This is a genomic window from Rubellimicrobium sp. CFH 75288 (genome assembly GCF_009904055.1).
GTDB lineage: Bacteria > Pseudomonadota > Alphaproteobacteria > Rhodobacterales > Rhodobacteraceae > Rubellimicrobium.
Genome location: NZ_WYDP01000003.1, coordinates 1 through 22253, shown reverse-complemented (window position 1 = coordinate 22253; position 22253 = coordinate 1). Strand labels below are relative to the sequence as shown.

Sequence of the window (22253 nt, the reverse complement as noted above, 5' to 3'; positions counted from 1 at the left end):
GTCAGCGCTCCTTGATGGCCACGCGGCGGTTGTAGACGTTCATCAGCCCCGAGATGACGAGGCTCACCGTGAGGTAGAAGCCCGCCAGCAGCAGCATCCCCTCGAACTCGCGCCCCGTCTGGTTGATGGTGATGCCCCCCAGCGTGGCGCGGATGTCCATGTAGCCCACCGCGATGGCCAGCGACGAGTTCTTGGTGAGGTTCAGGAACTGAGAGATCAGCGGCGGCACGATCACCCGCAGCGCCTGCGGCAGGATCACGAGGCGCATGGTCCGGCCCGGCCTCAGACCCAGCGCATAGGCCGCCTCCGTCTGCCCGCGCGACACCGACAGGATGCCGGCGCGGACGATCTCGGCGATGAACGCCCCGGTATAGAGCGACAGCGCCAGCCACAGGGCCATGAAGCTGTTGAGCACGGCGATGCCGCCCTGGAAGTTGGCAATGCCCGTCTCGCGGACGGCGGGCACGTCGAAGCTCAGCGGCCGCCCCAGGGCCAGAAAGGCGAGAGCGGGCGGGACCAGAAGGATCGCCAGCGAAACCCAGAGCACCGGCAGGGGCTGACCCGTCTCCTCCTGCCGCCGACGCGCCAGACGCCGCCAGACCCAGACGGCGACGACCGACAGCGCCACGACCAGCAGGAGCAGGGCCGAGCCGTCGCCCCAGACCGGCCGGGGAAGATAGGTGCCGCGGTTGGTGATAGCCACGAGGCCGAACAGCATCGACGCCTCGGCCTCCTCGCCCCGGAACGCGGCCGGCGCGGGCGTCGCGTGGACCAGCACGGAAAAGGTGACGATGATCCACAGCACCAGGGGCACGTTGCGGAACCCCTCGACATAGGCGGCCATCAGCAGCGAGACGAGCCAGTTCCGCGACAGCCGCAGCACCCCCGCGATCACGCCGAAGATCGTGGCCGCGATGCAGCCCAGCACCGCCACCAGCAGCGTGTTGAGCATCCCCACCACCGCCGCGCGCCAGTGCGGATCGTCGCTGGTATAGGGGATCAGCCGCTGGTTGATGTCGTATCCTGCCCGCCGCCACAGGAACGAGAAGTCGATGGGCTTGCCGAGCGCGGCGAGGTTGGCGACGAGGTTGGAGATCAGGAACCAGCCCAGAAGCCCGAGAGCCGCCAGAGCGAGCGCCTGGATGGTCAGCCCGCGCCAGCGTTCATCGCCGAGGAGATCGCCCGCACGGAAGCGGGGGGGCGCCCTGTCGGGAATGGCGGTCATGGCATCCTCCGTCGCGGCGGGAGGGGGGCCGAGGGGCACGGGCGGCACGGGGCCGCCCGTGCCGGTCTCTCAGCGGAAGGGCGGCGCGTAGATCAGGCCGCCATCGGTCCATTGCGCATTGAGCCCGCGCGCGAGACCGATCGGAGAGCCCTCGCCGATATGCCGCTCGAAGGACTCGCCGTAATTGCCCACGGCCTCGATCACGCGGACGGCCCACTGGGCATCCAGGCCGATCATCGTGCCGTATTCATCCTCGGTGCCCAGCAGACGGTTGATCTCCGGGTTGTCGCCCGGCGCAGAGGCCATCTCGGCCACGTTGTCCTGCGTGATGCCCAGCTCCTCGGCCGCGACCATGGCGTAGAACACCCACCTGACCAGGTCCGCCCACTCGTTGTCGCCGTGGCGCACGACGGGGCCCAGCGGCTCCTTGGAGATGATCTCGGGCAGGATCACGTGGTCGTCGGGATTCTCGAAGGTCGCCCGGACGGATGCAAGGCCCGAGGCATCGGTCGTGTACACGTCGCAGGCCCCGGCCAGGTACTGCTGCTGGCCCTCGTCGTCGTTGGCGATCGGGACGGGTTCATAGCTGATGTTGTTGACACGGAAGAAGTCCGCGAGGTTCAGCTCGGTCGTGGTCCCGGTCTGGATGCAGATCGTGGCCCCGTCGAGTTCCTGCGCCGAGGCGACGCCGAGCGCGCGCGGCACGAGAAAGCCCTGCCCGTCGTAGTAGTTGACCGCCACGAAATCGAGCCGCAATTCCGTATCGCGCGAGAAGGTCCAGGTGGAGTTCCGCGCGAGCAGGTCGATCTCGCCCGAGGACAGGGCGGTGAAGCGGGTCTGCCCCGTGGTCGGGACGAAGTTGACCGCCATCGGGTCGTTCAGGACGGCCGCCGCGACCGCCCGGCAGATGTCCACGTCGAAGCCCTGCCAGACACCTTGGGCATCAGGCTCGGCAAAGCCGGTCAGGCCCGTGTTGACGCCACAATTCAGCACCCCGCGCGAGCGGACGTCGTTCAGGGTCTGCGCGCTCGCCGCGCCGGCTGCAACGATCAGCGCGGCCGCCCCCCACATGGTTGCTCTCATCCGTCTCCCTCCTGTTCTGGACGCCGCCCGGATGCGACGCCTCGATCTGGCCTGCCGCGCCATCATTCACACGGCCACGGCTTCGATGAGGTTTTTTCCTCATGATTGGGCGAGAGTGGGCGAATCCTTCCGCTCCGGTCAAGGCATTCGTCGCCTTTCCGCCGCAGCGTCAGACCTGCAGCAGATCCCACAGGCGGGCAGCATCCAGAAAGGCGGCCCGACGGACCGCCGCGGCAGCATCCGCCTCCTCGTCGCGCCCCCATTCCTCCATCTGGAACTCCTCGTCCAGGCGCGACAGGGACCAGGCTTCCTCGGCGTCCAGCCGCCCCTTTGCGACCGCGAGCCCCAGCAGGAGCGAGCTGGTGAGCGTCACCAGATCGTGGAACGCTGCCAGCGAAAAGGGTGGCATCTCCTCCACGAGGCCGCGCAACCGGCCGAGATCGGCCGGCGGCTGCCGGGCAGGCATCAGCCCCTCGACGGCGCAGAGATCCGCCCCCAGCGTCTCGGCCGCCCAGGCGAGGATCGGGTCCCAACCCTCGCGCTGGCGCCGCACGAGGCGTTCGGGCCGGTCGGCGCGGTGGCAGAGAAGGTCGGTCTCGGCATAGGCCGCCAGGGCGGCCGCCACCGGACCGCGGTTCGGGGTGACGCGGTCGATCGCGGCATTGGCCAGGCGGGTGGCGGGCATGGACAGCGGCTCGACCCTCTCGCCCTGTGCCCGCCATTCGGCGGCGACCGCCTCGGCAAAGGAACGGGTGGGCAGCCGCAGGACCGCCCCTTCGGGCGTGCGGACCTGCCGGCCGTCCAGAGCGACGGTCCAGAGGCCCTCGGAGTCGAGAACATCGACGCGCGTCCAGAATCGGCGCGGTGCCCAGGGCCGCGCGCTCATCGGCGGCCTTCGAACGGATCGGCGGGGGCGGTGCGTTCGTCCCATCCCAGGACGTCCCATGTTTCCCGCATGTGGGGCGGCAACGGCGCCACCAGCGTCAGCGGAGCGCCCGTCACCGGATGCACGAGGCTGAGCGAGCGCGCGTGCAGATGCAGCTTCCGGCTCAGGGCCCCGCCGATCCCCGCCCCCCAGCCGTCGCCCGGATTGTCCTGACGGGTGCCGCCATACTTGGCGTCGCCCAGGATCGGGTGGCCGATCTCGGCCATGTGGGCGCGGAGCTGGTGGGTCCGCCCGGTCACCGGCTGAAGCGCCACCCAGGCGAGGCGCCCTCCGGCATTCTCGATCGTGGCGAACTCCGTCACGGCCCGCTTCGCCTCGGGCGTCGTGTCGATGTCGCGCGGATGGATGCAGCGCATGCGCTCCTCGCCGCGCGGCCCGCCCCCCACCTTGACAAGGCCGTAGCGGATCGTCCCGGCCCGGGGCTGCGGCGCCCCGGCGACGGCGGCCCAGTAGATCTTGCGCACGTCCCGCCGTCGCAACGCCTCCGAGAGGCTTCGCGCCACCCGGTCGGTGCGCGCGAGCAGCAGCAGGCCTGACGTGTCCTTGTCCAGCCGGTGGACGAGCTTAGGCCGGTCCCGATAGCCGAAGGCGAGCGCCCCGGCGAGACCGTCCACATGCCGCTCACCCTGCCCAGACCCTCCCTGCGAGGGCAGGCCCGGCGGCTTGTTGAGGGCGATGATGTGGTCGTCCTTCCACAGCACGGCGGCCCGGATCATTGCCTCGTCATGGGCGGTGGGCGCCGGCGCCAGCCTTGGTGCCGGTACCTCGGCTTCGGGCAGGGGCGGCACGCGCACGGTCTGGCCGTCCTCCACCCGCGTCGCCGGAGTGACGCGGGCGCTGTCGAGCCGCAGCTCTCCCTTGCGGCACATCCGCTCGATGGCGCCCTGCGTCAGATGCGGAAACCGCCGCCGCAGCCAGCGGTCGAGGCGCTGCCCGCCCTCTCCCGTCCCCACGGCCAGATGCCGCACGCCGCTCATGGCAGGCTCCGGCCGACCAGGAGCCCGGCCCAGCAGGCCCCCAGCGACAGCGCGACCGACAGCATCACGTATCCGCCGGCCAGCGGCGCCCGCCCCGACTCCACGAGCCGCAGCACGTCGAGGGAGAAGGTGGAGAAGGTCGTGAAGCCCCCGAGCAGCCCGCTGATGAACAGGATGGTCCAGATCTCCCCCGTTCCGGCCAGCAGGGCGAACAGCACCCCGATGACGAAGCTGCCCGACACGTTGACCGCCAGCGTGCCCCAGGGAAATGGCGCTGCCGTGATGACCAGAGCCCGCAGGATGGAGCCCAGAGCCCCGCCGGCGGCCACGAGAAGCAGGTTGCGGATCATGCCCGCGGCTTGGCTCCGCCGCGCCGTGTTGTCAACGCCGCTCCCTCATCCCTCCGCGCGGCGCCTCGCGCGCAGACCGGCGAAGAAGTCCACCCGCTTGCGCAACTCGCGCTCGAATCCCCTGTCCACCGGCACGTAATAGACCCCGCGCTTCATGCCGTCCGGGAAATAGTCCTGCCCCGAGAAGCCGTCCGGTGCGTCGTGATCGTACTGATAGCCCGCGCCGAACCCTTGCGCCTTCATCAGCCGGGTCGGCGCGTTGAGGATATGCGGGGGCGGCGGCCGCGATCCCGTCTGGCGCGCGGCCTCGCGAGCGGCCTTGTAGGCGACATAGGCCGCGTTCGACTTGGGCGCGAGCGCCAGATAGATCACCGCTCCCGCCAGGGCGAGTTCGCCCTCCGGGCTGCCGAGCCGTTCGTAGCCCTCCCAGGCATCCAGCGCCACGCGCTGGGCCTGCGGATCGGCCAGACCCACATCCTCCACTGCCATGCGCAGGAGCCTGCGGCCCAGAAAGCGCGGGTCCTCCCCCCCCTCCAGCATGCGCGCGAACCAGTAGAGCGCCGCGTCCGGGTCCGATCCTCGGACCGACTTGTGCAGGGCCGAGATCAGCCCGTAATGGCCATCGCCGGTCTTGTCGTAGAGAGCGGCCCGGCGCCGCAACCGCTCGGCCAGCGCGGCAGCGTCGAGAGGTTCGGGAAGCCGCCATCCGTGCACCTGCTCGACAAGGTTCAGAAGCGCCCGGCCGTCGCCGTCCGCCATGGCGATCAGCGCCTCGCGCGCCTCGGGCCGAAGGGGCAGAGGCGCGCCCAGCGCGGCCTCCGAGCGGGCCAGAAGGCGCTCCAGATCGGCCGGCTCCAGCCGGCGCAGCACCAGAACCTGCGCCCGGCTCAGCAGGGCGGCGTTGAGTTCGAAGGACGGGTTCTCCGTGGTCGCCCCCACCAGGACGATGGTGCCGTCCTCCATCACGGGCAGGAAGCCGTCCTGCTGGGCCTTGTTGAAGCGGTGGATCTCGTCCACGAAAAGGAGGGTTCCCCGCCCTTGGGCGCGGCGCAGCCGGGCGGCCTCAAACACCCGGCGCAGGTCCGGCACGCCGGTGAAGATGGCGCTGATCTGCTCGAAATGAAGATCAGTGCGCGCCGCCAGAAGCCGCGCGATCGTCGTCTTGCCGACCCCCGGAGGCCCCCAGAGGATGACGGAGGACAGCCGGCCGGCCGCCAGCATCGCGCCCAGCGGCCCTTCCGGGCCAAGGAGGTGATCCTGCCCGACCACTTCCGTCAGCGTGCGGGGCCTCAGCCGGTCGGCGAGCGGACCCGCCGCCGCAGGCGCAGGAGGATCGGCAGCGCGATCGAACAGGTCGGCCATGCCCGGACCCTAGCGCGCTGCCGTGGCCGCTGCCAGCCGCCCTCTCAGTGGAGTTGCGTGGAGAAGTCGATCCAGACGGCCTGATACAGGATGCCGCCCATGTCCATCTCGCGCCCGGCGGCCCGCATGTCCAGACGGCAGCGCGAGGCCCAGCGATGCCAGCCGACCGGCAGCAGGGCGAGCATCGTGCGGATGCCCTCCTCGCGCGAGGTGCGCAGCATCTGCATCACGAGCTGCAGGCGCACCTTGTGCCGGATGGCGGCCGGGACGTCCGCCTTGACGAAGCCGCGCGTCACCTCCCACACGCCCTCGGCCACCGGCGCCTCGCCGTAGAGCAGGTCGGACGGGATCGACTCGAGCAGGCCGCGCTGGGCATCGCGGATCATGTAGGAATAGATCCCGCAGCGCGCGGTGGTCGGGGTGAGCCGGACGCCTGCCAGAACCTGACCCGTGCCGTCATGCACCGCCAGCCAGCGCGACACGGGGGTGTCGTACTGGTCGAACTCCATGCCCATCGTTTCGGGCAGGTCCCAGCGGTTCCGCAGGATGAAGCTTTCGCGCCTCGCGCGAAGGATGTTGGCAAAAAGCTCGCCGTGGTTGTGCATGTTGGCGAAGGACAGCGTCGTGCTCTGCATGGCTCACTCCGTACTGGACGTCCGGGGCCCCCACGACCCCGTTCTCATATAAGGCGATAGTCGCGGGCGCGCTGGATCGCCTCCGTGGTGGTTCTGGCCAGAAGGGTCGCCCTGGCCGAGGCGAGACGCGCCTTGAGCGCGCTTTCCGAGATGCCGAGCTTGCCGGCCGCTGCGGCGTAGCGGTCGCCCGCGGCGATCAGGCGCAGCGCCTCCGCCTGGGCGGGCGTCAGGGCGGCCGGTGGCTCGGTCACGTGGTGGAGCTCCTCGATCACGCGGGCAAAGCTCGCGATCTCGGGATCGGTGAATTCGCGGTCGTCCCGGGCGGCCGAGGCGATGGTGCGGGATTTCATCGGCCCGCAGGAGACGGCCAGGCCATAGACCATGCCGAACTCGCGCGCCTGGCCGATGATGTCGAAGGGATCGGGAATGGCGATCTCGCTCCACCGGGCGGTTCCGGTGGTCGAGAAGCCCCAGGCGATGATCGGGTCGCGCAGGGCATAGGCCTGCTCGGTATAGCGGTCCGCCCAGGCCTCGGGATAGGTCACGATGTTGATGAGAGGCAGGGCGAAACGGATGTGAAGAGCGAAGAAGAAGCCCCGGGGAGCCAGCTTCGCGAGCTTGCGCGTGTGCAGGTCTATTTCGGTCTGAAGGGACATGGCCCTGATGTGGCAATCGCCACGTTGCGGCGTCAACTGGGGATTGTGTTCCCCTTATGGCGCAAATCCGACAATTCGAAGAAACCGCCCGGATCGCGGCGGTGAACGGACCCCGGACAGGCCGAGGGCCCCGCCTGACCGGCGGAGCCCTCCCTCTGGTCCGGATTGTGGCGGACGATCAGGCCTCGGCAGCCTCCTCGGCCTCGCGTCGGGCGCGGTCGCCGGCGCCCCGGGCTTCGGGGTCGCGGTCCACCAGCTCGATGATCGCCATCGGCGCCATGTCGCCATAGCGGAAGCCTGCCTTGAGCACGCGGCAGTAGCCGCCGGCCCGCTCGGCATAGCGCGGGCCCAGAACGGCGAACAGCTTGGCCACGTGCCGCTCTTCCTTGAGGCGCGCGGCCGCCAGGCGGCGGGCATGGAGATCGCCGCGCTTGCCCAGCGTGATGAGCTTGTCGATCACGCGCTTGAGCTCCTTGGCCTTGGGCAGCGTGGTCTTGATCTGCTCGTGCTCGATCAGGCTTCCCGCCATGTTGGCGAACATCGCCTGACGGTGCTCGTGGGTCCGGTTCAGCTTCCGGCGGCCGTTGCCGTGGTACATGGTCGTCTCCGTTTTCTGTGCTTTGTCGGGCGGCGTGGAGCCGCTTTCCTTGTTGGGGCGGTCGCCCGGGGGCGGCGGAGGCCTGTCCGCCGCCCGGTCGGCTCAGAACTGGTCCTCGAACTTCTTGGCCAGCTCCTCGATGTTGTCGGGCGGCCAGTCCTCCACCTCCATCCCGAGGTGCAGGCCCATGCCCGACAGCACTTCCTTGATCTCGTTGAGCGACTTGCGCCCGAAGTTCGGGGTCCGCAGCATCTCGGCTTCCGTCTTCTGGATCAGGTCGCCGATATAAACGATGTTGTCGTTCTTGAGGCAGTTGGCCGAGCGCACGGACAGTTCCAGCTCGTCCACCTTCTTGAGCAGGAGCGGGTTGAACTCCAGCCCGTCCTCGAGCGAGCCGGCGGTGGCCGATTCGGGCTCCTCGAAGTTGAGGAAGATCGAGAGCTGGTCCTGCAGGATGCGCGCGGCATAGGCCACCGCGTCGTCCGGCGTGACCGAACCGTCCGTCTCGATCTTCATGGTCAGCTTGTCGTAGTCCAGGACCTGCCCCTCGCGGGTGGGCTGGACGTCGTAGCTCACCTTCTTGACCGGCGAATAGATCGCGTCGATGGGGATGAGGCCGATCGGCGCGTCCTCGGGCTTGTTCTTGTCCGCGGCCACATAGCCCTTGCCGGTGCGCACCGTCAGTTCCATGTAGAGCTGCGCGCCATCGTCCAGATGGCAGATCACGTGATCCTTGTTCAGGATCTCGATCCCGGCCGATTCGCTGATGTCGCCGGCCGTGACGACACCGGGTCCCTTGGCCTGCACCGTCAGCCGCTTGGGCCCGTCCACCTCCATCCGGATGGCCACGCCCTTGAGGTTGAGGACGATGTCGGTCACGTCCTCGCGCACCCCGGCGACCGAGGAGAACTCGTGCAGCACGCCGTCGATCTGGACCGAGACGATCGCCGCCCCCTGCAGCGAGGACAGCAGCACGCGCCGCAGCGCGTTGCCGAGCGTCAGGCCGAAGCCGCGCTCCAGGGGCTCGGCGATCAGGGTCGCCTGCCGCTGGGGATCGTTGCCGGGCCTGACCTCGAGCTGCTGGGGCTTGATCAGCTCGGACCAGTTCTTGTGGATCATGCGTCCCTCCATTCGCGCGGTGCCCTTCATGTCCAACAAGGCTCCACTCCCGAGGTTGCTCAGATGACGGCGAGGCGGGGCCGCAGCCTGGCGCGGCCCCGCCGATGGAACGGTCGGCGGATCAGACCCGGCGGCGCTTGGGCGGCCGGCAGCCGTTATGGGCGATGGGGGTCACGTCGCGGATCGAGGTGATCTGGAAGCCCACCGCCGCCAGCGCCCGCAGGGCCGATTCGCGGCCCGAGCCGGGACCCTGCACCTCGACCTCGAGGGTGCGGACGCCGTGCTCCTGCGCCTTGCGGCCCGCATCCTCGGCGGCCATCTGTGCCGCATAGGGCGTGGACTTGCGAGAGCCCTTGAAGCCCATCGTCCCGGCGCTCGACCAAGCGATGGCGTTGCCCTGCACGTCCGAGATCAGGATCTTGGTGTTGTTGAAGCTCGAGTTCACATGCGCCACCCCGGCGGCGATGTTCTTCGAGACCTTCTTCTTGCCGCCGCGGCGGACCGTGTCGCGTGCCATGGATCAGGCCCTCACTTCTTCTTGCCGGCGATGGGCTTGGCGGGGCCCTTGCGGGTGCGCGCATTGGTGTGGGTGCGCTGGCCGCGGACGGGCAGGTTGCGGCGGTGACGCAGCCCGCGATAGCAGCCGAGATCCATCAGCCGCTTGATGTTCATCGTCGTCTCGCGCCGCAGGTCGCCCTCGACCAGGAAGTTGGCGTCGATATGCTCGCGGATGGCGAGGATCTCGGCATCCGACAGGCTGTCCACGCGACGGCTCTGGTCGATGCCCACGGCCTCGCAGATCGTGGCCGCCGAAGCCGGGCCAATGCCGTGGATATAGGTGAGGGCGATCGGAACCCTCTTCTTGGTCGGGATGTTGACCCCGGCGATACGTGCCACTTGGGCTGATCCTTTCGTTGCGGCTCCGTGATGCCGGAGCCTTTTTTCACAACTTGCGCCCCCTCTCGGGCGGCGCCGCGGAGGTGGTCTGGCCAGCGGGAGACGCAAACGACGCGCATCCCACGGCCGGCGATTCCCGGCTGGGATGGGGCGTCTTAAGGAGGCCGGCGGTTCGCGTCAAGCGGTTTCGCGTCGCTCGGCCGCGAGGGCGGTCCGGCTCTCGTCCAGGACGGTCGCCACCGCCTGCGCCACATCGTCCACTGCCGCCATGCCATCCACCGGCCTCAGAAGACCCTTGGCATGATAATAGCCGATCAGGGGCGACGTCTGCTTGTAGTACGCGAACAGGCGGGTGCGGAGGCTGTCGGCATTGTCGTCCGCCCGGCGCACGAAGTTCGTCCCGCCGCAGACGACGCAGCGGCCTCCGTCCGGCACCGGACGGGTCCGATCGTGATAGACCTCGCCGCAGGCCGCGCAGGTGACCCGCCCCGAGACGCGATCCACCAGCGCCTCGTCGTCCACGCGCAACTCCACCGCGACATCGAGCCTCAGCCCCAGTTCCCGCAGAAGCGCCTCCAGCGCGTCGGCCTGCGGCAGCGTCCGGGGAAACCCGTCGAAGATCACGCCGCCGCCGGGACGATCGCCGCTCAGCCGCTCGCGGATCAGGTCGATCACGATCTCGTCCGTCACCAGATCGCCCCGGTCCATCACCTCGGCCACCCTCCGGCCCACGGGCGAGCCGGATGCGCGCGCCGCCCGCAGCATGTCCCCGGTGGAGAGCTGCACCATGCCGCGGTCCTCCACGAGCCGCCGCGCCTGCGTTCCCTTTCCGGCACCCGGCGGCCCGAGAAGGATGATGTTGAGGGCGGAGGTCGCGCGGGCTGGGGTCATGGGCAGTGCAGGCTCTTTGTGACGGGGCGTGGGATCAGCGACGTGCGGGACCGCCGGGCCGGACGGTCGAGCGCGGCTTGCCGCGCCCGCGCAGTTGCGAGCGTTCGATCAGGCCCTCGTACTGGTGGGCGAGCAGATGCGACTGGACCTGCTGGATCGTGTCCATGCCCACCGACACGATGATGAGCACCGAGGTGCCGCCGAAATAGAAGGGCACGGCCATCTGGGCGCGCAGCACCTCGGGCAGCATGCAGACAAGCGCGAGATAGCCCGAGCCGAGCACGAGGATGCGGTTGACGACGTAGTCGAGGTAGTCCTGCGTCCGCTTGCCGGGGCGGATGCCCGGAATGAAGCCGTTCTGGTTCTTCAGGTTCTCCGCCACGTCCTCGGTCTTGAAGGCGACCTCGCGCGTGTAGAAGTAGGTGAAGAAGATGATCATGGCCGTGAAGAACAGCAGATAGAGCGGCTGTCCCGGGCCGAAATAGGCCAGCAGCACCCCCATGACGGGGCCGGTCGTGGTCTCGCTGAACGTGGCGATGGTGGTGGGCAGCAGCAGGAGCGCCGAGGCGAAGATCGCCGGAATGACGCCGGCCGGGTTGACCTTGATCGGCAGGTGCGACGAGCCGCCGTCGTAGATCTTCATCCCCACCTGCCGGCGGGGATACTGGATGTGGATCTTGCGCAGGCTGCGCTCCATGAAGACCACGAAGGCAAAGGTCACGATGACCATCACCACCACGGCCAGGATCACCAGCGGGCTGATCGCGCCCGTCCGGCCCTGGCTCAGGAACTGCGCCAGCGCCATCGGCACCTCGGCGATGATGCCCACGAAGATGATGAGCGAGATGCCGTTGCCGATTCCGCGCGCGGTGATCTGCTCGCCGATCCACATCAGGAACATCGTCCCGCCCACCAGCGTGATAACGCAGGCCACGCGGAAGAACATCCCCGGATCGGCCGCGAGCCCCCCCGCCTCCAGGCTGACCGCCATCGCATAGGCCTGGAACGTGGCCAGCACCACCGTCAGGTAGCGCGTGTACTGGTTGAGCTTGCGCCGCCCCTGCTCGCCCTCCTTCTTGAGCGCCTTCCACGGCTCGTAGGTGGCGCCGACCAGCTGCACAATGATCGACGCCGAGATGTAGGGCATGATGCCCAGGGCGAAGACGCCCATCCGGCTCAGCGCGCCGCCGGTGAACATGGACAGGATGCCGCCGATCCCGGCCGCGGCCTGTTCCATGAACTCGCGCAGGGCGACGCCGTCGATCCCGGGCACCGGCACATAGGTGCCCACGCGGTAGATGATCAGCAGGCCGAGCGTGTAGAGGATTCGGCTCTTGAGTTCGGTCGCCTTGCCGAAGGCGGCCCAGCTCAGTTTGGACGCCATCTGTTCTGCGGCGGACGCCATGATGTTCTCCGTCAAGGCCGCGCCGCCGACCGGTGCTCCGGCGGCGGCGCGGGGGAACCCTATCCGAGGGCGGGAGCCGGCGAAAGGGGGAGGACCCCGGCCGTCACGGAGGCGTCAGCCTTCGGCGGACGCAGCGGCCGCCTGCGCGACCGTCAGCGTGCCGCCGGCCGCCTCGACGGCCGCGATCGCGCCGGAGGAGGCACCCGTCACCTGGATCACGACCCTGGACGTGATCTCGCCCTTGGCGAGGACGCGGATGCCATCGCGCTTGCGGCGCACCACACCGGCCGCCACCAGGGCATCCTCCGTGATGGGCTGGGCGGCGTCGAGCTTGCCCGCATCGATGAACTTCTGGATCAGGTCCAGGTTCACTACCACGTATTCCTTGCGGTTGGGCTTGTTGAAGCCCCGCTTGGGCAGCCGCATGTAGAGCGGCATCTGCCCGCCCTCGTAACCGTTGATCGCCACGCCCGAGCGCGACTTCTGCCCCTTGATCCCGCGGCCCGCGGTCTTGCCCACGCCCGATCCGGGGCCGCGGCCCACGCGCACCTTCTTCTTGGCGGCGCCGGGATTGTCGCGCAACTCGTTGAGCTTCATGTCCTGTCTCCTCTGGCCGGAAACGCGCCGGCCAGGACGGGCGGGCGCGCACACGGATTTGCGGTGCAGAGCCCGGACGGGCCCGCGCGCGGGCTCACTCGCCCTTTTCCTCGACGATGCGGACGAGGTGGGGGATCGCGTTCACCATGCCGCGCACGGCCGGCGTGTCCTCCAGCTCGCGCCGCCGACGGATCCTGCCAAGCCCCAGACCCACGAGGGTCTGGCGCTGGACGTCCGGCCGGCGGGCGGGCGAGGCGATCTGCTCGACGACGATGGTCTTTGCCATGGTCAGGCCTCCACGGGCTGGGCAGCCTCGGCCTCGGGCTGGCGCAGGATCTCCGCCACCTTCTTGCCGCGCCGCTGCGCGACCGCGCGGGGGGACTGCTCCTTGGAGAGCGCATCCATGGTCGCGCGGATCATGTTGTAGGGATTGTTCGAGCCGAGCGACTTGGACACCACGTCCTGCACGCCCAGCATCTCGAACACGGCGCGCATCGGACCGCCGGCGATGATCCCGGTCCCGGCGACGGCGGTGCGGAGCACGACGCGGCCGGCACCGTGGCGACCCTCCATGTCGTGATGCAGCGTCCGCCCCTCGCGCAGGGGCACGCGCACCAGGTTGCGCTTGGCCTGCTCGGTTGCCTTGCGGATCGCCTCGGGCACTTCCTTGGCCTTGCCCTTGCCGAAACCTACGCGCCCCTTCTGGTCGCCCACGACGACCAGCGCGGCAAAGCCGAAGCGCTTGCCGCCCTTTACCGTCTTGCTCACCCGGTTGATCGCCACCAGGCGGTCGGCGAATTCCGGGGCCTCGTCGCGGTCGCGCCGCTCGCGCCGCCCTTCACGTTCTGCCACGCTGGGCCTCCTTGTCGTCCTGGGCTCTCGGGCCCTGCTGCTCCGATCGCGATGGGCGCGCAGGCCCTCCGATCATCGAGGGGGCCGAGCGGCCCCCTGCACCATCCGTCCCGGTCCTCAGATCTTCAGCCCGGCTTCGCGCGCGGCATCCGCCAGCGCCTTGACCTTGCCGTGGAACAGAAAGCCCCCGCGGTCGAAATAGGCCTCCTCCACGCCGACGGCCTTGGCCCGTTCGGCGATGGCCCGCCCGATCGTCGCGGCGGCCTCCACGTTGTTCTTGCCCACGAGCCCGAACTCCTTCTCGAGCGTGGAGGCCGAGGCAAGCGTCCGGCCCTGCACATCGTCGATGAGCTGGACCGAGATGTTCTTGTTCGAGCGGTGCACCGACAGCCGGGGCTTGCCGGTATTGACCGCCTTGAGCTTGTTGCGGACGCGCATCCGGCGCTTCCGGAACAGCTCGAGCTTCGTGCTGGCCATGGATCGCGTCCCCTACTTCTTCTTGCCTTCCTTGCGGAAGATGAACTCGCCGCGATAGCGGATGCCCTTGCCCTTGTAGGGCTCGGGGCCCCGGAAGCCGCGGATCTCCGAGGCGACCTGCCCCACCTGCTGGGCATCGATCCCCTCGACCACGATGACGTCGTTCTTGGCCGACGGCGTGGTGATCGTGATGCCGGCGGGCGGCTCGTAGGTGACGTCGTGGCTGTAGCCCAGCGCCATCTTCAGCGTCTTGCCCTGCATCTGGGCGCGGTAGCCCACGCCCGTGATGTCGAGCTCGCGCTTGAAGCCCTGCGTCACGCCGGTGACCAGGTTCTCCACCATGGAGCGCGACATGCCCCATTGCTGGCGCGCACGCTTGCTGTCGCCGCGCGGGCGGACGACGAGGGCGCCGTCCTCCTGCGCGATGGTCACGTCGTCGGTGGCCCGGAAGGACAGCGTGCCCTTGGGGCCCTTCACCTCGACGGTCTGGCCGGTGATGCTGGCCGACACGCCGGCAGGCAGGGGGACGGGTTTCTTGCCGATACGAGACATGACCCCCTCCTCAGAACACGGTGCAGAGGACTTCGCCGCCGACATTGGCGGCGCGCGCATGCGCATCCGACATCACCCCGCGCGGGGTGGAGACGATGGACACGCCCAGGCCCTGGCGCACCTGCGGCAGGTCCTTGACGCCCATGTACACCCGCCGCCCCGGCTTGGAGACGCGCTTGATCTCGCGGATGACAGGCAGCCCGTCATGGTACTTGAGCTCGATGCGCAGCTCCTCGTGGCCAGTCTTGCCGGTCACGCGCTCGTAACCGCGGATATAGCCCTCCTCGCGCAGCACATCGAGCACCCAGGCCCGCAGCTTGGAGGACGGGCAGGTGACCGCGCCCATGCCGCGCGATTGCGCGTTGCGGATGCGGGTCAGCATGTCGCCGATGGGATCGTTCATCGAGTCCTCCTCACCAGCTCGACTTGGTCAGGCCGGGGATCTCGCCGTTGCTGCCCAGTTCGCGCAGCATGATCCGGCTGATCTTGAGCTTGCGGTAATAGGCGCGCGGCCGCCCCGTGAGCTGGCAGCGGTTGTGCAGCCGCGTCGCCGACGAGTTGCGGGGCAGCTCGGCGAGCTTGAGCGTGGCCTTGAACCGCTCCTCCACGGGAAGGTCGCGATCCCTGGCGCGGGCCTTGAGTTCGGCACGGCGCGCGGCGTACTGGTCCACCAGCTTCTGCCGCTTGCGCTCGCGCTCGATCATGGATTTCTTTGCCATGTCCGGGTTCCTTGCGGCGTCAGCTGTTGAACGGCATGTTGAAGTGCTTGAGAAGCGCCTTGGCCTCGGCGTCCGTCTTGGCCGTGGTGCAGATCACCACGTCCATTCCCCAGACCTCGTCGACCTTGTCGAAGTTGATCTCGGGAAAGACGATGTGTTCCTTGATGCCCAGCGCATAGTTCCCGCGTCCATCGAAGGCCGTGCCCTTGACCCCGCGGAAGTCGCGGATGCGAGGCAGCGCCACCGTGATGAGGCGATCGAGGAACTCGTACATCCGGTCGCCGCGCAGCGTCACCTTGGCGCCCAGCGGCATGTCCTCGCGCACGCGGAAGCCCGCGATCGACTTCTTGGCCTTGGTGATGACCGCCTTCTGGCCGGCGATGGTGGAGAGGTCCTCCTGCGCCGAGCGCGCCTTCTTGCTGTCGCGCACCGCCTCGGCACCCGCGCCGATGTTGAGCACGATCTTCTCCAGGCGCGGCACCTGCATCGCGTTCTTGTAGCCGAACTCCTCGCGCAGCGCGTCGCGGATGCGGTCGCGGTAGAGCGCCTTGAGCCGGGGGGTGTAGGTCGAAGCGTCCAGCATCAGATGGCATCCCCCGTGGTCTTGGCGTAGCGGATCTTGTTGCCCGCCTCGTCGAAGCGGAAGCCCACGCGCGTCGCCTTGCCGTTCTTGTCGATCAGGGCGAGGTTGGAGAGGTGGATGGGCAGGGCCTTGGCCTGCCGACCGCCTTGGTTGGTCGGGGACTGCTTGACATGGCGCACGGCCATGTTGATGCCGCCCACCACGGCGCGCCCCTCCTTGGGGAACACCTGCTCGACCTCGCCGGTCTTGCCCTTGTCGCGCCCCGTCAGGACCACGACCTTGTCGCCCTTGCGGATCTTGGCGGCCATCACAGCACCTCCGGCGCGAGCGAGATGATCTTCATGAAGTTCTTGGCGCGCAGCTCGCGGACCACCGGCCCGAAGATGCGCGTGCCCACCGGCTCGCCCTGGTTGTTGAGGATCACGGCGGCGTTGCGGTCGAACCGGATCGCCGTGCCGTCCTCGCGCCGCACCTCCTTGGCGGTGCGGACGACCACGGCCTTGCGGACGTCGCCCTTCTTGACGCGCCCGCGCGGGATCGCCTCCTTGACGGCGACCACGATGATGTCCCCCACCGAGGCGTAGCGGCGGTGCGAGCCGCCGAGCACCTTGATGCACTGGACGCGACGCGCGCCGCTGTTGTCGGCGACGTCCAGATTGGTCTGCATCTGGATCATGGGTGTCTCCCGACCTTTGGGGAGGGTCCGTGCCCTTCAGTCCCCAGGGTTTCGATCGAACCGGGCCGTCACTCCGCCTGGGGCGAGAGGACCTCCCAGCGCTTGGTCTTGCTCTTGGGGGCGCATTCCTGGATGCGCACCGCGTCGCCGACCTTGAAGGCGTTGCCCTCGTCATGGGCGCGGTACTTCTTGGTCTTGCGGATCGTCTTCTTCAGCACCGGGTGCGTGAAGCGCCGCTCGACCAGCACGGTGATCGTCTGGTCGTTCTTGTCGGAGGTCACGACGCCCTGCAGGATGCGCTTGGGCATGGCTCAGGCCCCTTTCGCGGTCTGGTCGGAGGCGGCGGCCGCCTTCTCGTTCAGGATGGTCAGGACGCGCGCGGTGTCCCGGCGGACCTGACGCACGCGCGCGGTGTTCTCGAGCTGGCCGGTCGCCTGCCGGAACCGCAGGTTGAAGCTCTCCTTCTTGAGAGCGGCCAGCCGGTCGCGCAGCTGGTCGGGCGTCTCGCCCCGAAGGTCCTTGGCGTCCATCGCCATTCTCCTCAGAAGTCGGGAGGCATGCCCCCCGCTTTTCCAACGGACAGGGCCCCCGGATCGACGGGGGCCCCGCGAAATCTCACCAATCCTCGCGGGCGACGGTGCGCGTCTTGACAGGCAACTTCATCGCGGCGAGTCGGAGCGCTTCCCTTGCCACATCCTCGGCCACCCCGTCAACCTCGAACATGATACGGCCGGGCTTGACGCGGCAGGCCCAGAAATCGACCGAGCCCTTGCCCTTGCCCATCCGCACCTCGATCGGCTTGGAGGTCACGGGCACGTCGGGGAAGATGCGGATCCACACCCGCCCCTGGCGCTTCATGTGGCGCGTCAGCGCGCGGCGCGCGGCCTCGATCTGGCGGGCCGTCACCCGCTCGGGCTCGGTCGCCTTCAGCCCGAACGAGCCGAAGTTGAGGTCCGAGCCGCCCTTGGCCTCGCCGTGGATGCGGCCCTTGTGCTGCTTGCGGAACTTGGTGCGCTTGGGTTGCAACATGGCTCGGCCTCCTTACCGGTCGCGCTCGCGGCGCTCGGGACGCGGGCCGCGGCCCCCCTGCCCCTCCTGAAGCTCGGCCTGCCGGCGGTCGCGCGCCTGCGGGTCGTGCTCCATGATCTCGCCCTTGAAGATCCAGACCTTGATCCCGATGATCCCGTAGGGCGTCTGCGCCTCCGACAGCGCATAATCGATGTCCGCGCGCAGCGTGTGCAGCGGCACGCGCCCCTCGCGGTACCATTCGGTGCGCGCGATCTCGGCCCCGCCGAGGCGGCCCGAGACGTTGACCCGGATGCCCAGCGCGCCCATGCGCATCGCGTTCTGCACCGCGCGTTTCATGGCGCGGCGGAAGCTGACGCGCCGCTCGAGCTGCTGGGCGATCGATTCGCCCACCAGCTTGGCGTCGAGTTCGGGCTTGCGCACCTCGACGATGTTGAGCGTCACGTCCGACTTCGTGAACCGCTTGAGCTTGTTGCGCAGCGTCTCGATGTCGGCGCCCTTCTTGCCGATGATGACGCCCGGCCGCGCGGCATGGATCGTCACCCGGCACTTCTTGTGGGGACGCTCGATGACCACGCGGCTGATGCCGGCGGCCTTGGCCTCCTCGCGGATGAAGTCCTTGATCCGCACGTCCTCGAGCAGGAGGTCGCCGAAATCCTTGCTGTTGGCGAACCACCGGCTGTCCCAGGTCCGGTTGACCTGCAGGCGCATGCCGACGGGATTGACCTTGTTGCCCATCAGGCCTGCCCCCCTTGTGCCGCGTCCACCTGACGCACGGTGATGGTAAGTTGCGAGAACGGCTTCATGATCCGCCCGTAGCGGCCGCGCGCCCGCGGACGGCCGCGCTTCATGACGATGTTCTTGCCGACATAGGCTTCCGCCACGACGAGGCTGTCCACGTCGAGGTTGTGGTTGTTCTCGGCATTGGCGATCGCGGACTGGAGGCACTTGCGCACGTCGCCCGCGATCCGCCGCTTGGAGAAGGTCAGGTCCGCCAGCGCGTTCTCGACCTTCTTGCCCCGGATCATCGCGGCCACGAGGTTGAGCTTCTGCGGGCTCGTCCGCAGCATCCGCGCGACCGCCTGCGCTTCGTTCTCCGCCACGCGGCGGGGGTTCTTGTCCTGGCCCATGGCGTTACTTCCTCTTGGCTTTCTTGTCCGCCGCGTGCCCGTAATAGGTCCGCGTGGGCGAGTATTCCCCGAACTTCTGGCCGATCATCTCCTCCGTGACGTTCACGGGGACATGCTTCTTGCCGTTGTAGACCCCGAAGGTGAGACCCACGAATTGCGGCAGGATGGTCGAGCGGCGCGACCAGATCTTGATGACCTCGTTGCGGCCCGAGGCCCGCGCGGCCTCGGCCTTCTTGAGGACATAGGCATCCACGAAGGGGCCCTTCCAGACGGAGCGTGCCATGACTTAGCGTCCCTTCTTCGCGTGGCGAGTGCGCAGGATCAGCTTCTGCGACGCCTTGTTGGTGTTGCGCGTGCGCGTGCCCTTGGTGCCCTTGCCCCAGGGCGTGACCGGATGCCGGCCGCCCGAGGTGCGGCCCTCGCCGCCGCCATGCGGGTGATCGATCGGGTTCATGGCCACGCCGCGCACGGTCGGCCGCACGCCCATGTGCCGCTTGCGGCCCGCCTTGCCGAGATTCTGGTTGCTGTTGTCCGGGTTCGACACGGCCCCCACGGTGGCCATGCATTCCTGCCGCACCATCCGCAGCTCGCCCGAGCTCAGGCGCAGCTGCGCATAGCCGCCGTCGCGGCCGACGAACTGGGCGTAGGTTCCGGCTGCGCGCGCGATCTGGCCGCCCTTGCCGGCCTTCATCTCGACATTGTGCACGATCGTCCCGATCGGCATGCCGCTGAAGGGCATCGCGTTGCCCGGCTTCACGTCCACCTTCTGGCCGGCCACCACCGTGTCGCCCACCGCCAGCCGCTGGGGCGCGAGGATATAGGCCTGCTCGCCATCCTCGTAGCGGATCAGCGCAATGAAGGCCGTGCGGTTCGGATCGTACTCGATCCGCTCGACCGTCGCGGGGACGTCGAACTTGCGCCGCCTGAAATCCACGATGCGATAGAGGCGCTTGGCCCCGCCGCCCTGGTGGCGCATCGTGATCCGTCCGGTGTTGTTCCGGCCGCCCTTGCGCGTCAGCCCTTCCGTGAGGGTCTTGACGGGGCGCCCCTTCCAAAGCTCCGAACGGTCGATCAGCACCAGCCCGCGCTGGCCAGGCGTCGTCGGCTTGTACGACTTGAGTGCCATGGTTCCTGTCTTCCGTCTGCTTCGCGGGCCCTGGGGGCCCGTCTGTTCGGTCAAGGGCCCCGAAGGTCCCCGGTGGAACGCGACGGCCCCGGGGAGCGCCCGGGGCCGGCGGAGGCGGGCCTCTTACGCGAGACCCGTGGAGACGTCAATGCTGTGCCCCTCCTCGAGGGTCACATAGGCCTTCTTGATGTCCCGCCGCTCGCCGGGGCGGCCGCGGAACCGCTTGGTCTTGCCCTTGAGGACGAGCGTGTTGACCTTCTTGACCTTGACGCCGAACAGCGCCTCGACCGCCTCCTTGATCAGCGGCTTGGTCGCGTCGGGCGCCACCTCGAACACCACCGCCCCGTTCTCGGAGGCGAGCGTCGCCTTCTCCGTGATGACGGGCCGGCGGATGATGTCGTATTGCGCGGGGGTCGGGCTCATTTCAGTCGCGCCTCCAGGGCTTCGATCCCCGCCTTGGTCAGCACCAGCGTGTCGCGGCGGAGGATGTCGTACACGTTGGCGCCGATCGCGGGCAGCACGTCCAGCGTCTCGATGTTGCGCGCGGCGCGGGCGAATCCCTCGTCCACGGTCGCGTCGATCACCAGAGCCCGCTTCCAGCCCAGGCTCTCGAGCTGCTTGGCCAGCGCACGGGTCTTCGCCTCGGCCACCTGCGCGGCCTCGAGCACCACCAGCTCGCCCGCCCGGGCCTTGGCCGACAGCGCGTGCTTCAGGCCCAGCTTGCGGAACTTCTTGGTCAGGTCATGCTCGTGGCTGCGCGGCACGGGGCCCTTGTAGACGCCGCCCTTGCGGAAGATCGGCGCCTTGCGCGAGCCGTGGCGCGCCCCGCCCGTGCCCTTCTGGCGATAGATCTTGCGCGTCGAGTAGCTGACATCGGACTTGCCCAGCGTGGCATGCGTGCCCTGCTGGGCGCGCGCGCTGCCAGCGCACCACCCGGTGCAGGATGTCCGCCCGCGGCTCGAGCCCGAAGATCGCGTCGTCGAGCTCGACCGAGCCCGCGGCCTGCCCGTCGAGCGTGATGGCCTCAGCCTTCATTCTTGCCTCCATCGGACTCGGGGGTCTCGTCCTCGCTGCCCTGCGCCTCAGCGGCCTCGGCCGCGGCGGCATCCAGCGCGGCCTGCTCGGCCTCGGCCTGGGCGCGCGCGGCAGCCTCGGCCTCGGCCCGGGCCTGCGCCTCGGCCTCCTCGGCCAGACGCTGCGCCTCGCGCTCGGCCGAGCGCAGCGCGGCCGGCAGCATCACGTTCTCGGGCGCGGGCTTCTTGACCGCGTCCTTGACCGTGACCCAGCCGCCCTTGTTGCCCGGCACGGCGCCCTTGACCATGATCAGGCCGCGCCCGGAATCCACCTTCACCACCTGCAGGTTCTGGGTGGTCACGCGGGTCGTGCCCATGTGGCCGGCCATCTTCTTGCCCTTGAAGACCTTGCCGGGGTCCTGGCACTGCCCCGTCGAGCCGTGGCTGCGGTGCGAGATCGACACCCCGTGCGAGGCGCGCAGCCCGCCGAAATTGTGCCGCTTCATCGCGCCGGCAAAGCCCTTGCCGATGGAGGTGCCGGACACGTCCACGAACTGGCCGGGCAGGTAATGGGCCGCGATGATCTCCTCGCCCACGCCGATCAGGTTCTCGGGCGACACCCGGAACTCCACGATCTTGCGCTTGGGCTCCACCTGCGCCTTGGCGAAATGGCCGCGCAGGGGACGGGTGACGTTCTTGGGCTTGGCCGAGCCGGCGCCGAGCTGGACGGCCGTGTAGCCGTCGCGCTCCTGGGTGCGCTGGGCCACCACCTGCACGTTGTCGAGCAGAAGGACCGTGACCGGCACCTGCCGGCCGTCCTCCATGAACAGGCGGGTCATCCCCACCTTCTTGGCGATCACGCCCGAACGGAGCATGGCGGGACCCTCCTCAGACCTTGATCTCGACATCCACGCCGGCGGCGAGGTCGAGCTTCATCAGCGCGTCCACCGTCTGCGGCGTGGGGTCCACGATGTCGAGAAGCCGCTTGTGGGTGCGGATCTCGAACTGGTCGCGCGACTTCTTGTCGATGTGCGGGCCGCGCAGGACCGTGAACTTCTCGATCTTGTTGGGCATCGGGATGGGGCCGCGAACGGCCGCGCCCGTGCGCTTGGCGGTCTGCACGATCTCGTGCGTGCTGGCATCCAGCACACGGTGGTCGAACGCCTTGAGGCGGATTCGGATGGTCTGGCTCTGGGCGGCCATGATCTCTGCCCTTCCGAGGCTCGTGAAACGGTCGAGAGGTGGACCGGCCGGATTGCCGGGCCACATCGGACCGGAGGTCTCTCATGCTGAGGGCGCGCGTCTAGCGCGCGCCCCCCGCGAAGTCAACGCCTCACGCCAGGATCTTGGAGACGACG

The 22253-nt window shown here is 68.9% G+C and carries 34 protein-coding genes and 1 pseudogene; all 35 read right to left on the bottom strand.

The window, feature by feature from the left end:
* Nucleotide 1: 1 nt before the first annotated feature.
* The 35 genes and pseudogenes from GT358_RS03410 to rpsJ all read right to left on the bottom strand — a co-directional run bounded on the left by GT358_RS03410 (nucleotide 2) and on the right by rpsJ (nucleotide 22098).
* Nucleotides 2-1225 carry an amino acid ABC transporter permease gene (locus GT358_RS03410; RefSeq protein ID WP_166581190.1) on the bottom strand — a complete coding sequence of 408 codons (1224 nt, stop codon included), beginning with the start codon at nucleotides 1223-1225 and terminating at the stop codon, nucleotides 2-4.
* A gap of 69 nt (nucleotides 1226-1294) precedes the next feature.
* Entirely contained in the window at nucleotides 1295-2308 is a 1014-nt protein-coding gene (locus GT358_RS03405; protein WP_166581189.1) for an amino acid ABC transporter substrate-binding protein, read from the bottom strand.
* Nucleotides 2309-2477: 169 nt separating this feature from the next.
* On the bottom strand, nucleotides 2478-3194 hold the full coding sequence (locus GT358_RS03400; protein WP_166581188.1) for an ATP12 family chaperone protein: 717 nt from the start codon (nucleotides 3192-3194) through the stop codon (nucleotides 2478-2480).
* A complete protein-coding gene (locus GT358_RS03395) occupies nucleotides 3191-4231 on the bottom strand; it encodes an RluA family pseudouridine synthase (RefSeq protein ID WP_166581187.1) in 1041 nt (346 codons plus the stop codon). Before GT358_RS03395 ends, GT358_RS03400 begins: the two co-directional genes overlap by 4 nt.
* Nucleotides 4228-4581, bottom strand: a complete 354-nt coding sequence (locus GT358_RS03390) for a CrcB family protein (RefSeq protein ID WP_208103314.1) — start codon at nucleotides 4579-4581, stop codon at nucleotides 4228-4230. The genes GT358_RS03395 and GT358_RS03390 overlap by 4 nt, the downstream gene beginning before the upstream one ends.
* Nucleotides 4582-4626: 45 nt before the next feature.
* Nucleotides 4627-5943 (bottom strand): replication-associated recombination protein A, encoded by a 1317-nt coding sequence (locus tag GT358_RS03385; protein WP_166581186.1) that lies wholly within the window; start codon nucleotides 5941-5943, stop codon nucleotides 4627-4629.
* 44 nt (nucleotides 5944-5987) lie between these two features.
* Nucleotides 5988-6578: an acyl-homoserine-lactone synthase gene (locus GT358_RS03380; protein WP_166581185.1), complete on the bottom strand. Its 591-nt coding sequence runs from the start codon at nucleotides 6576-6578 to the stop codon at nucleotides 5988-5990.
* A 44-nt stretch (nucleotides 6579-6622) separates the two neighbouring features.
* Nucleotides 6623-7234, bottom strand: coding sequence for an autoinducer binding domain-containing protein (locus GT358_RS03375; RefSeq protein ID WP_166581184.1), 612 nt, complete (start codon nucleotides 7232-7234; stop codon nucleotides 6623-6625).
* A gap of 178 nt (nucleotides 7235-7412) precedes the next feature.
* Nucleotides 7413-7832, bottom strand: coding sequence for a 50S ribosomal protein L17 (gene rplQ / locus GT358_RS03370; RefSeq protein WP_166581183.1), 420 nt, complete (start codon nucleotides 7830-7832; stop codon nucleotides 7413-7415).
* 102 nt (nucleotides 7833-7934) lie between these two features.
* Nucleotides 7935-8951 (bottom strand): DNA-directed RNA polymerase subunit alpha, encoded by a 1017-nt coding sequence (locus tag GT358_RS03365; protein WP_166581182.1) that lies wholly within the window; start codon nucleotides 8949-8951, stop codon nucleotides 7935-7937.
* Nucleotides 8952-9072: 121 nt separating this feature from the next.
* The gene (rpsK, locus tag GT358_RS03360; protein WP_166581181.1) at nucleotides 9073-9468 is read right to left on the bottom strand and encodes a 30S ribosomal protein S11; all 396 of its coding nucleotides are present in this window, start codon (nucleotides 9466-9468) and stop codon (nucleotides 9073-9075) included.
* Nucleotides 9469-9479: 11 nt separating this feature from the next.
* Complete coding sequence (gene rpsM / locus GT358_RS03355) at nucleotides 9480-9848, bottom strand: 30S ribosomal protein S13 (RefSeq protein ID WP_166581180.1); 369 nt, start codon at nucleotides 9846-9848, stop codon at nucleotides 9480-9482.
* 177 nt (nucleotides 9849-10025) lie between these two features.
* On the bottom strand, nucleotides 10026-10739 hold the full coding sequence (locus GT358_RS03350; protein ID WP_166581179.1) for an adenylate kinase: 714 nt from the start codon (nucleotides 10737-10739) through the stop codon (nucleotides 10026-10028).
* 34 nt (nucleotides 10740-10773) lie between these two features.
* Nucleotides 10774-12144, bottom strand: coding sequence for a preprotein translocase subunit SecY (gene secY / locus GT358_RS03345; protein ID WP_243730698.1), 1371 nt, complete (start codon nucleotides 12142-12144; stop codon nucleotides 10774-10776).
* Nucleotides 12145-12258: 114 nt separating this feature from the next.
* Complete coding sequence (rplO, locus tag GT358_RS03340) at nucleotides 12259-12741, bottom strand: 50S ribosomal protein L15 (protein WP_166581178.1); 483 nt, start codon at nucleotides 12739-12741, stop codon at nucleotides 12259-12261.
* Between the two features lie 94 nt (nucleotides 12742-12835).
* Nucleotides 12836-13027 (bottom strand): 50S ribosomal protein L30, encoded by a 192-nt coding sequence (gene rpmD, locus GT358_RS03335; RefSeq protein WP_166581177.1) that lies wholly within the window; start codon nucleotides 13025-13027, stop codon nucleotides 12836-12838.
* 2 nt (nucleotides 13028-13029) lie between these two features.
* Nucleotides 13030-13593, bottom strand: coding sequence for a 30S ribosomal protein S5 (rpsE, locus tag GT358_RS03330; protein ID WP_166581176.1), 564 nt, complete (start codon nucleotides 13591-13593; stop codon nucleotides 13030-13032).
* A gap of 117 nt (nucleotides 13594-13710) precedes the next feature.
* A complete protein-coding gene (gene rplR, locus GT358_RS03325) occupies nucleotides 13711-14070 on the bottom strand; it encodes a 50S ribosomal protein L18 (RefSeq protein WP_166581175.1) in 360 nt (119 codons plus the stop codon).
* A gap of 12 nt (nucleotides 14071-14082) precedes the next feature.
* Nucleotides 14083-14622 carry a 50S ribosomal protein L6 gene (gene rplF, locus GT358_RS03320; protein ID WP_166581174.1) on the bottom strand — a complete coding sequence of 180 codons (540 nt, stop codon included), beginning with the start codon at nucleotides 14620-14622 and terminating at the stop codon, nucleotides 14083-14085.
* A gap of 10 nt (nucleotides 14623-14632) precedes the next feature.
* Nucleotides 14633-15025 carry a 30S ribosomal protein S8 gene (gene rpsH, locus GT358_RS03315; RefSeq protein ID WP_166581173.1) on the bottom strand — a complete coding sequence of 131 codons (393 nt, stop codon included), beginning with the start codon at nucleotides 15023-15025 and terminating at the stop codon, nucleotides 14633-14635.
* 10 nt (nucleotides 15026-15035) lie between these two features.
* On the bottom strand, nucleotides 15036-15341 hold the full coding sequence (gene rpsN, locus GT358_RS03310; RefSeq protein WP_166581172.1) for a 30S ribosomal protein S14: 306 nt from the start codon (nucleotides 15339-15341) through the stop codon (nucleotides 15036-15038).
* 19 nt (nucleotides 15342-15360) lie between these two features.
* Nucleotides 15361-15924 (bottom strand): 50S ribosomal protein L5, encoded by a 564-nt coding sequence (rplE, locus tag GT358_RS03305; RefSeq protein ID WP_166581171.1) that lies wholly within the window; start codon nucleotides 15922-15924, stop codon nucleotides 15361-15363.
* Nucleotides 15924-16232 carry a 50S ribosomal protein L24 gene (gene rplX, locus GT358_RS03300; RefSeq protein WP_166581170.1) on the bottom strand — a complete coding sequence of 103 codons (309 nt, stop codon included), beginning with the start codon at nucleotides 16230-16232 and terminating at the stop codon, nucleotides 15924-15926. Before rplX ends, rplE begins: the two co-directional genes overlap by 1 nt.
* Nucleotides 16232-16600, bottom strand: coding sequence for a 50S ribosomal protein L14 (gene rplN / locus GT358_RS03295; RefSeq protein ID WP_166581169.1), 369 nt, complete (start codon nucleotides 16598-16600; stop codon nucleotides 16232-16234). Before rplN ends, rplX begins: the two co-directional genes overlap by 1 nt.
* 68 nt (nucleotides 16601-16668) lie before the next feature.
* On the bottom strand, nucleotides 16669-16908 hold the full coding sequence (gene rpsQ / locus GT358_RS03290; protein WP_166581168.1) for a 30S ribosomal protein S17: 240 nt from the start codon (nucleotides 16906-16908) through the stop codon (nucleotides 16669-16671).
* 3 nt (nucleotides 16909-16911) lie between these two features.
* Entirely contained in the window at nucleotides 16912-17130 is a 219-nt protein-coding gene (rpmC, locus tag GT358_RS03285) for a 50S ribosomal protein L29 (protein WP_166581167.1), read from the bottom strand.
* A gap of 85 nt (nucleotides 17131-17215) precedes the next feature.
* Entirely contained in the window at nucleotides 17216-17629 is a 414-nt protein-coding gene (gene rplP / locus GT358_RS03280; RefSeq protein WP_166581166.1) for a 50S ribosomal protein L16, read from the bottom strand.
* Nucleotides 17630-17641: 12 nt separating this feature from the next.
* Complete coding sequence (gene rpsC / locus GT358_RS03275; protein ID WP_166581165.1) at nucleotides 17642-18364, bottom strand: 30S ribosomal protein S3; 723 nt, start codon at nucleotides 18362-18364, stop codon at nucleotides 17642-17644.
* Nucleotides 18364-18756 (bottom strand): 50S ribosomal protein L22, encoded by a 393-nt coding sequence (gene rplV / locus GT358_RS03270; protein ID WP_166581164.1) that lies wholly within the window; start codon nucleotides 18754-18756, stop codon nucleotides 18364-18366. The genes rpsC and rplV overlap by 1 nt, the downstream gene beginning before the upstream one ends.
* Nucleotides 18757-18760: 4 nt before the next feature.
* The gene (gene rpsS / locus GT358_RS03265) at nucleotides 18761-19039 is read right to left on the bottom strand and encodes a 30S ribosomal protein S19 (protein ID WP_166581163.1); all 279 of its coding nucleotides are present in this window, start codon (nucleotides 19037-19039) and stop codon (nucleotides 18761-18763) included.
* A gap of 3 nt (nucleotides 19040-19042) precedes the next feature.
* Complete coding sequence (rplB, locus tag GT358_RS03260; RefSeq protein ID WP_166581162.1) at nucleotides 19043-19882, bottom strand: 50S ribosomal protein L2; 840 nt, start codon at nucleotides 19880-19882, stop codon at nucleotides 19043-19045.
* A gap of 123 nt (nucleotides 19883-20005) precedes the next feature.
* On the bottom strand, nucleotides 20006-20305 hold the full coding sequence (locus GT358_RS03255; RefSeq protein ID WP_166581161.1) for a 50S ribosomal protein L23: 300 nt from the start codon (nucleotides 20303-20305) through the stop codon (nucleotides 20006-20008).
* Nucleotides 20302-20917, bottom strand: a pseudogene (rplD, locus tag GT358_RS03250) (50S ribosomal protein L4). The gene GT358_RS03255 and the pseudogene rplD overlap by 4 nt, the downstream one beginning before the upstream one ends.
* Nucleotides 20907-21770, bottom strand: coding sequence for a 50S ribosomal protein L3 (gene rplC, locus GT358_RS03245; RefSeq protein ID WP_166581160.1), 864 nt, complete (start codon nucleotides 21768-21770; stop codon nucleotides 20907-20909). The pseudogene rplD and the gene rplC overlap by 11 nt, the downstream one beginning before the upstream one ends.
* A gap of 13 nt (nucleotides 21771-21783) precedes the next feature.
* Nucleotides 21784-22098 (bottom strand): 30S ribosomal protein S10, encoded by a 315-nt coding sequence (rpsJ, locus tag GT358_RS03240; RefSeq protein WP_166581159.1) that lies wholly within the window; start codon nucleotides 22096-22098, stop codon nucleotides 21784-21786.
* Between the last annotated feature and the right edge of the window lie 155 nt (nucleotides 22099-22253).

Bases quoted from the DNA above. Each gene is read 5' to 3' on its own strand.
- GT358_RS03365 (WP_166581182.1), bottom strand. From the start codon at position 8,951: ATGATCCACAAGAACTGGTCCGAGCTGATCAAGCCCCAGCAGCTCGAG.
- GT358_RS03375 (WP_166581184.1), bottom strand. From the start codon at position 7,234: ATGTCCCTTCAGACCGAAATAGACCTGCACACGCGCAAGCTCGCGAAG.
- rpsS (WP_166581163.1), bottom strand. From the start codon at position 19,039: ATGGCACGCTCCGTCTGGAAGGGCCCCTTCGTGGATGCCTATGTCCTC.
- rplV (WP_166581164.1), bottom strand. From the start codon at position 18,756: ATGGGCCAGGACAAGAACCCCCGCCGCGTGGCGGAGAACGAAGCGCAG.
- rplE (WP_166581171.1), bottom strand. From the start codon at position 15,924: ATGCTGGACGCTTCGACCTACACCCCCCGGCTCAAGGCGCTCTACCGC.
- rplR (WP_166581175.1), bottom strand. From the start codon at position 14,070: ATGGCCAGCACGAAGCTCGAGCTGTTCCGGAAGCGCCGGATGCGCGTC.
- rplF (WP_166581174.1), bottom strand. From the start codon at position 14,622: ATGTCTCGTATCGGCAAGAAACCCGTCCCCCTGCCTGCCGGCGTGTCG.
- rplQ (WP_166581183.1), bottom strand. From the start codon at position 7,832: ATGTACCACGGCAACGGCCGCCGGAAGCTGAACCGGACCCACGAGCAC.
- GT358_RS03255 (WP_166581161.1), bottom strand. From the start codon at position 20,305: ATGAGCCCGACCCCCGCGCAATACGACATCATCCGCCGGCCCGTCATC.
- rplN (WP_166581169.1), bottom strand. From the start codon at position 16,600: ATGATCCAGATGCAGACCAATCTGGACGTCGCCGACAACAGCGGCGCG.
- rpsK (WP_166581181.1), bottom strand. From the start codon at position 9,468: ATGGCACGCGACACGGTCCGCCGCGGCGGCAAGAAGAAGGTCTCGAAG.
- GT358_RS03350 (WP_166581179.1), bottom strand. From the start codon at position 10,739: ATGACCCCAGCCCGCGCGACCTCCGCCCTCAACATCATCCTTCTCGGG.
- rplX (WP_166581170.1), bottom strand. From the start codon at position 16,232: ATGGCCGCCAAGATCCGCAAGGGCGACAAGGTCGTGGTCCTGACGGGG.
- rpmD (WP_166581177.1), bottom strand. From the start codon at position 13,027: ATGGCAAAGACCATCGTCGTCGAGCAGATCGCCTCGCCCGCCCGCCGG.
- rplB (WP_166581162.1), bottom strand. From the start codon at position 19,882: ATGGCACTCAAGTCGTACAAGCCGACGACGCCTGGCCAGCGCGGGCTG.
- GT358_RS03385 (WP_166581186.1), bottom strand. From the start codon at position 5,943: ATGGCCGACCTGTTCGATCGCGCTGCCGATCCTCCTGCGCCTGCGGCG.
- GT358_RS03410 (WP_166581190.1), bottom strand. From the start codon at position 1,225: ATGACCGCCATTCCCGACAGGGCGCCCCCCCGCTTCCGTGCGGGCGAT.
- rpsC (WP_166581165.1), bottom strand. From the start codon at position 18,364: ATGGGCAACAAGGTCAATCCCGTCGGCATGCGCCTGCAGGTCAACCGG.
- GT358_RS03390 (WP_208103314.1), bottom strand. From the start codon at position 4,581: ATGATCCGCAACCTGCTTCTCGTGGCCGCCGGCGGGGCTCTGGGCTCC.
- rpsH (WP_166581173.1), bottom strand. From the start codon at position 15,025: ATGAACGATCCCATCGGCGACATGCTGACCCGCATCCGCAACGCGCAA.
- GT358_RS03405 (WP_166581189.1), bottom strand. From the start codon at position 2,308: ATGAGAGCAACCATGTGGGGGGCGGCCGCGCTGATCGTTGCAGCCGGC.
- GT358_RS03380 (WP_166581185.1), bottom strand. From the start codon at position 6,578: ATGCAGAGCACGACGCTGTCCTTCGCCAACATGCACAACCACGGCGAG.
- rplP (WP_166581166.1), bottom strand. From the start codon at position 17,629: ATGTTGCAACCCAAGCGCACCAAGTTCCGCAAGCAGCACAAGGGCCGC.
- secY (WP_243730698.1), bottom strand. From the start codon at position 12,144: ATGGCGTCCGCCGCAGAACAGATGGCGTCCAAACTGAGCTGGGCCGCC.
- rpsJ (WP_166581159.1), bottom strand. From the start codon at position 22,098: ATGGCCGCCCAGAGCCAGACCATCCGAATCCGCCTCAAGGCGTTCGAC.
- rpsN (WP_166581172.1), bottom strand. From the start codon at position 15,341: ATGGCAAAGAAATCCATGATCGAGCGCGAGCGCAAGCGGCAGAAGCTG.
- GT358_RS03395 (WP_166581187.1), bottom strand. From the start codon at position 4,231: ATGAGCGGCGTGCGGCATCTGGCCGTGGGGACGGGAGAGGGCGGGCAG.
- rplC (WP_166581160.1), bottom strand. From the start codon at position 21,770: ATGCTCCGTTCGGGCGTGATCGCCAAGAAGGTGGGGATGACCCGCCTG.
- rpsQ (WP_166581168.1), bottom strand. From the start codon at position 16,908: ATGCCCAAGCGCATCCTGCAGGGCGTCGTGACCTCCGACAAGAACGAC.
- GT358_RS03400 (WP_166581188.1), bottom strand. From the start codon at position 3,194: ATGAGCGCGCGGCCCTGGGCACCGCGCCGATTCTGGACGCGCGTCGAT.
- rpmC (WP_166581167.1), bottom strand. From the start codon at position 17,130: ATGGACGCCAAGGACCTTCGGGGCGAGACGCCCGACCAGCTGCGCGAC.
- rplO (WP_166581178.1), bottom strand. From the start codon at position 12,741: ATGAAGCTCAACGAGTTGCGCGACAATCCCGGCGCCGCCAAGAAGAAG.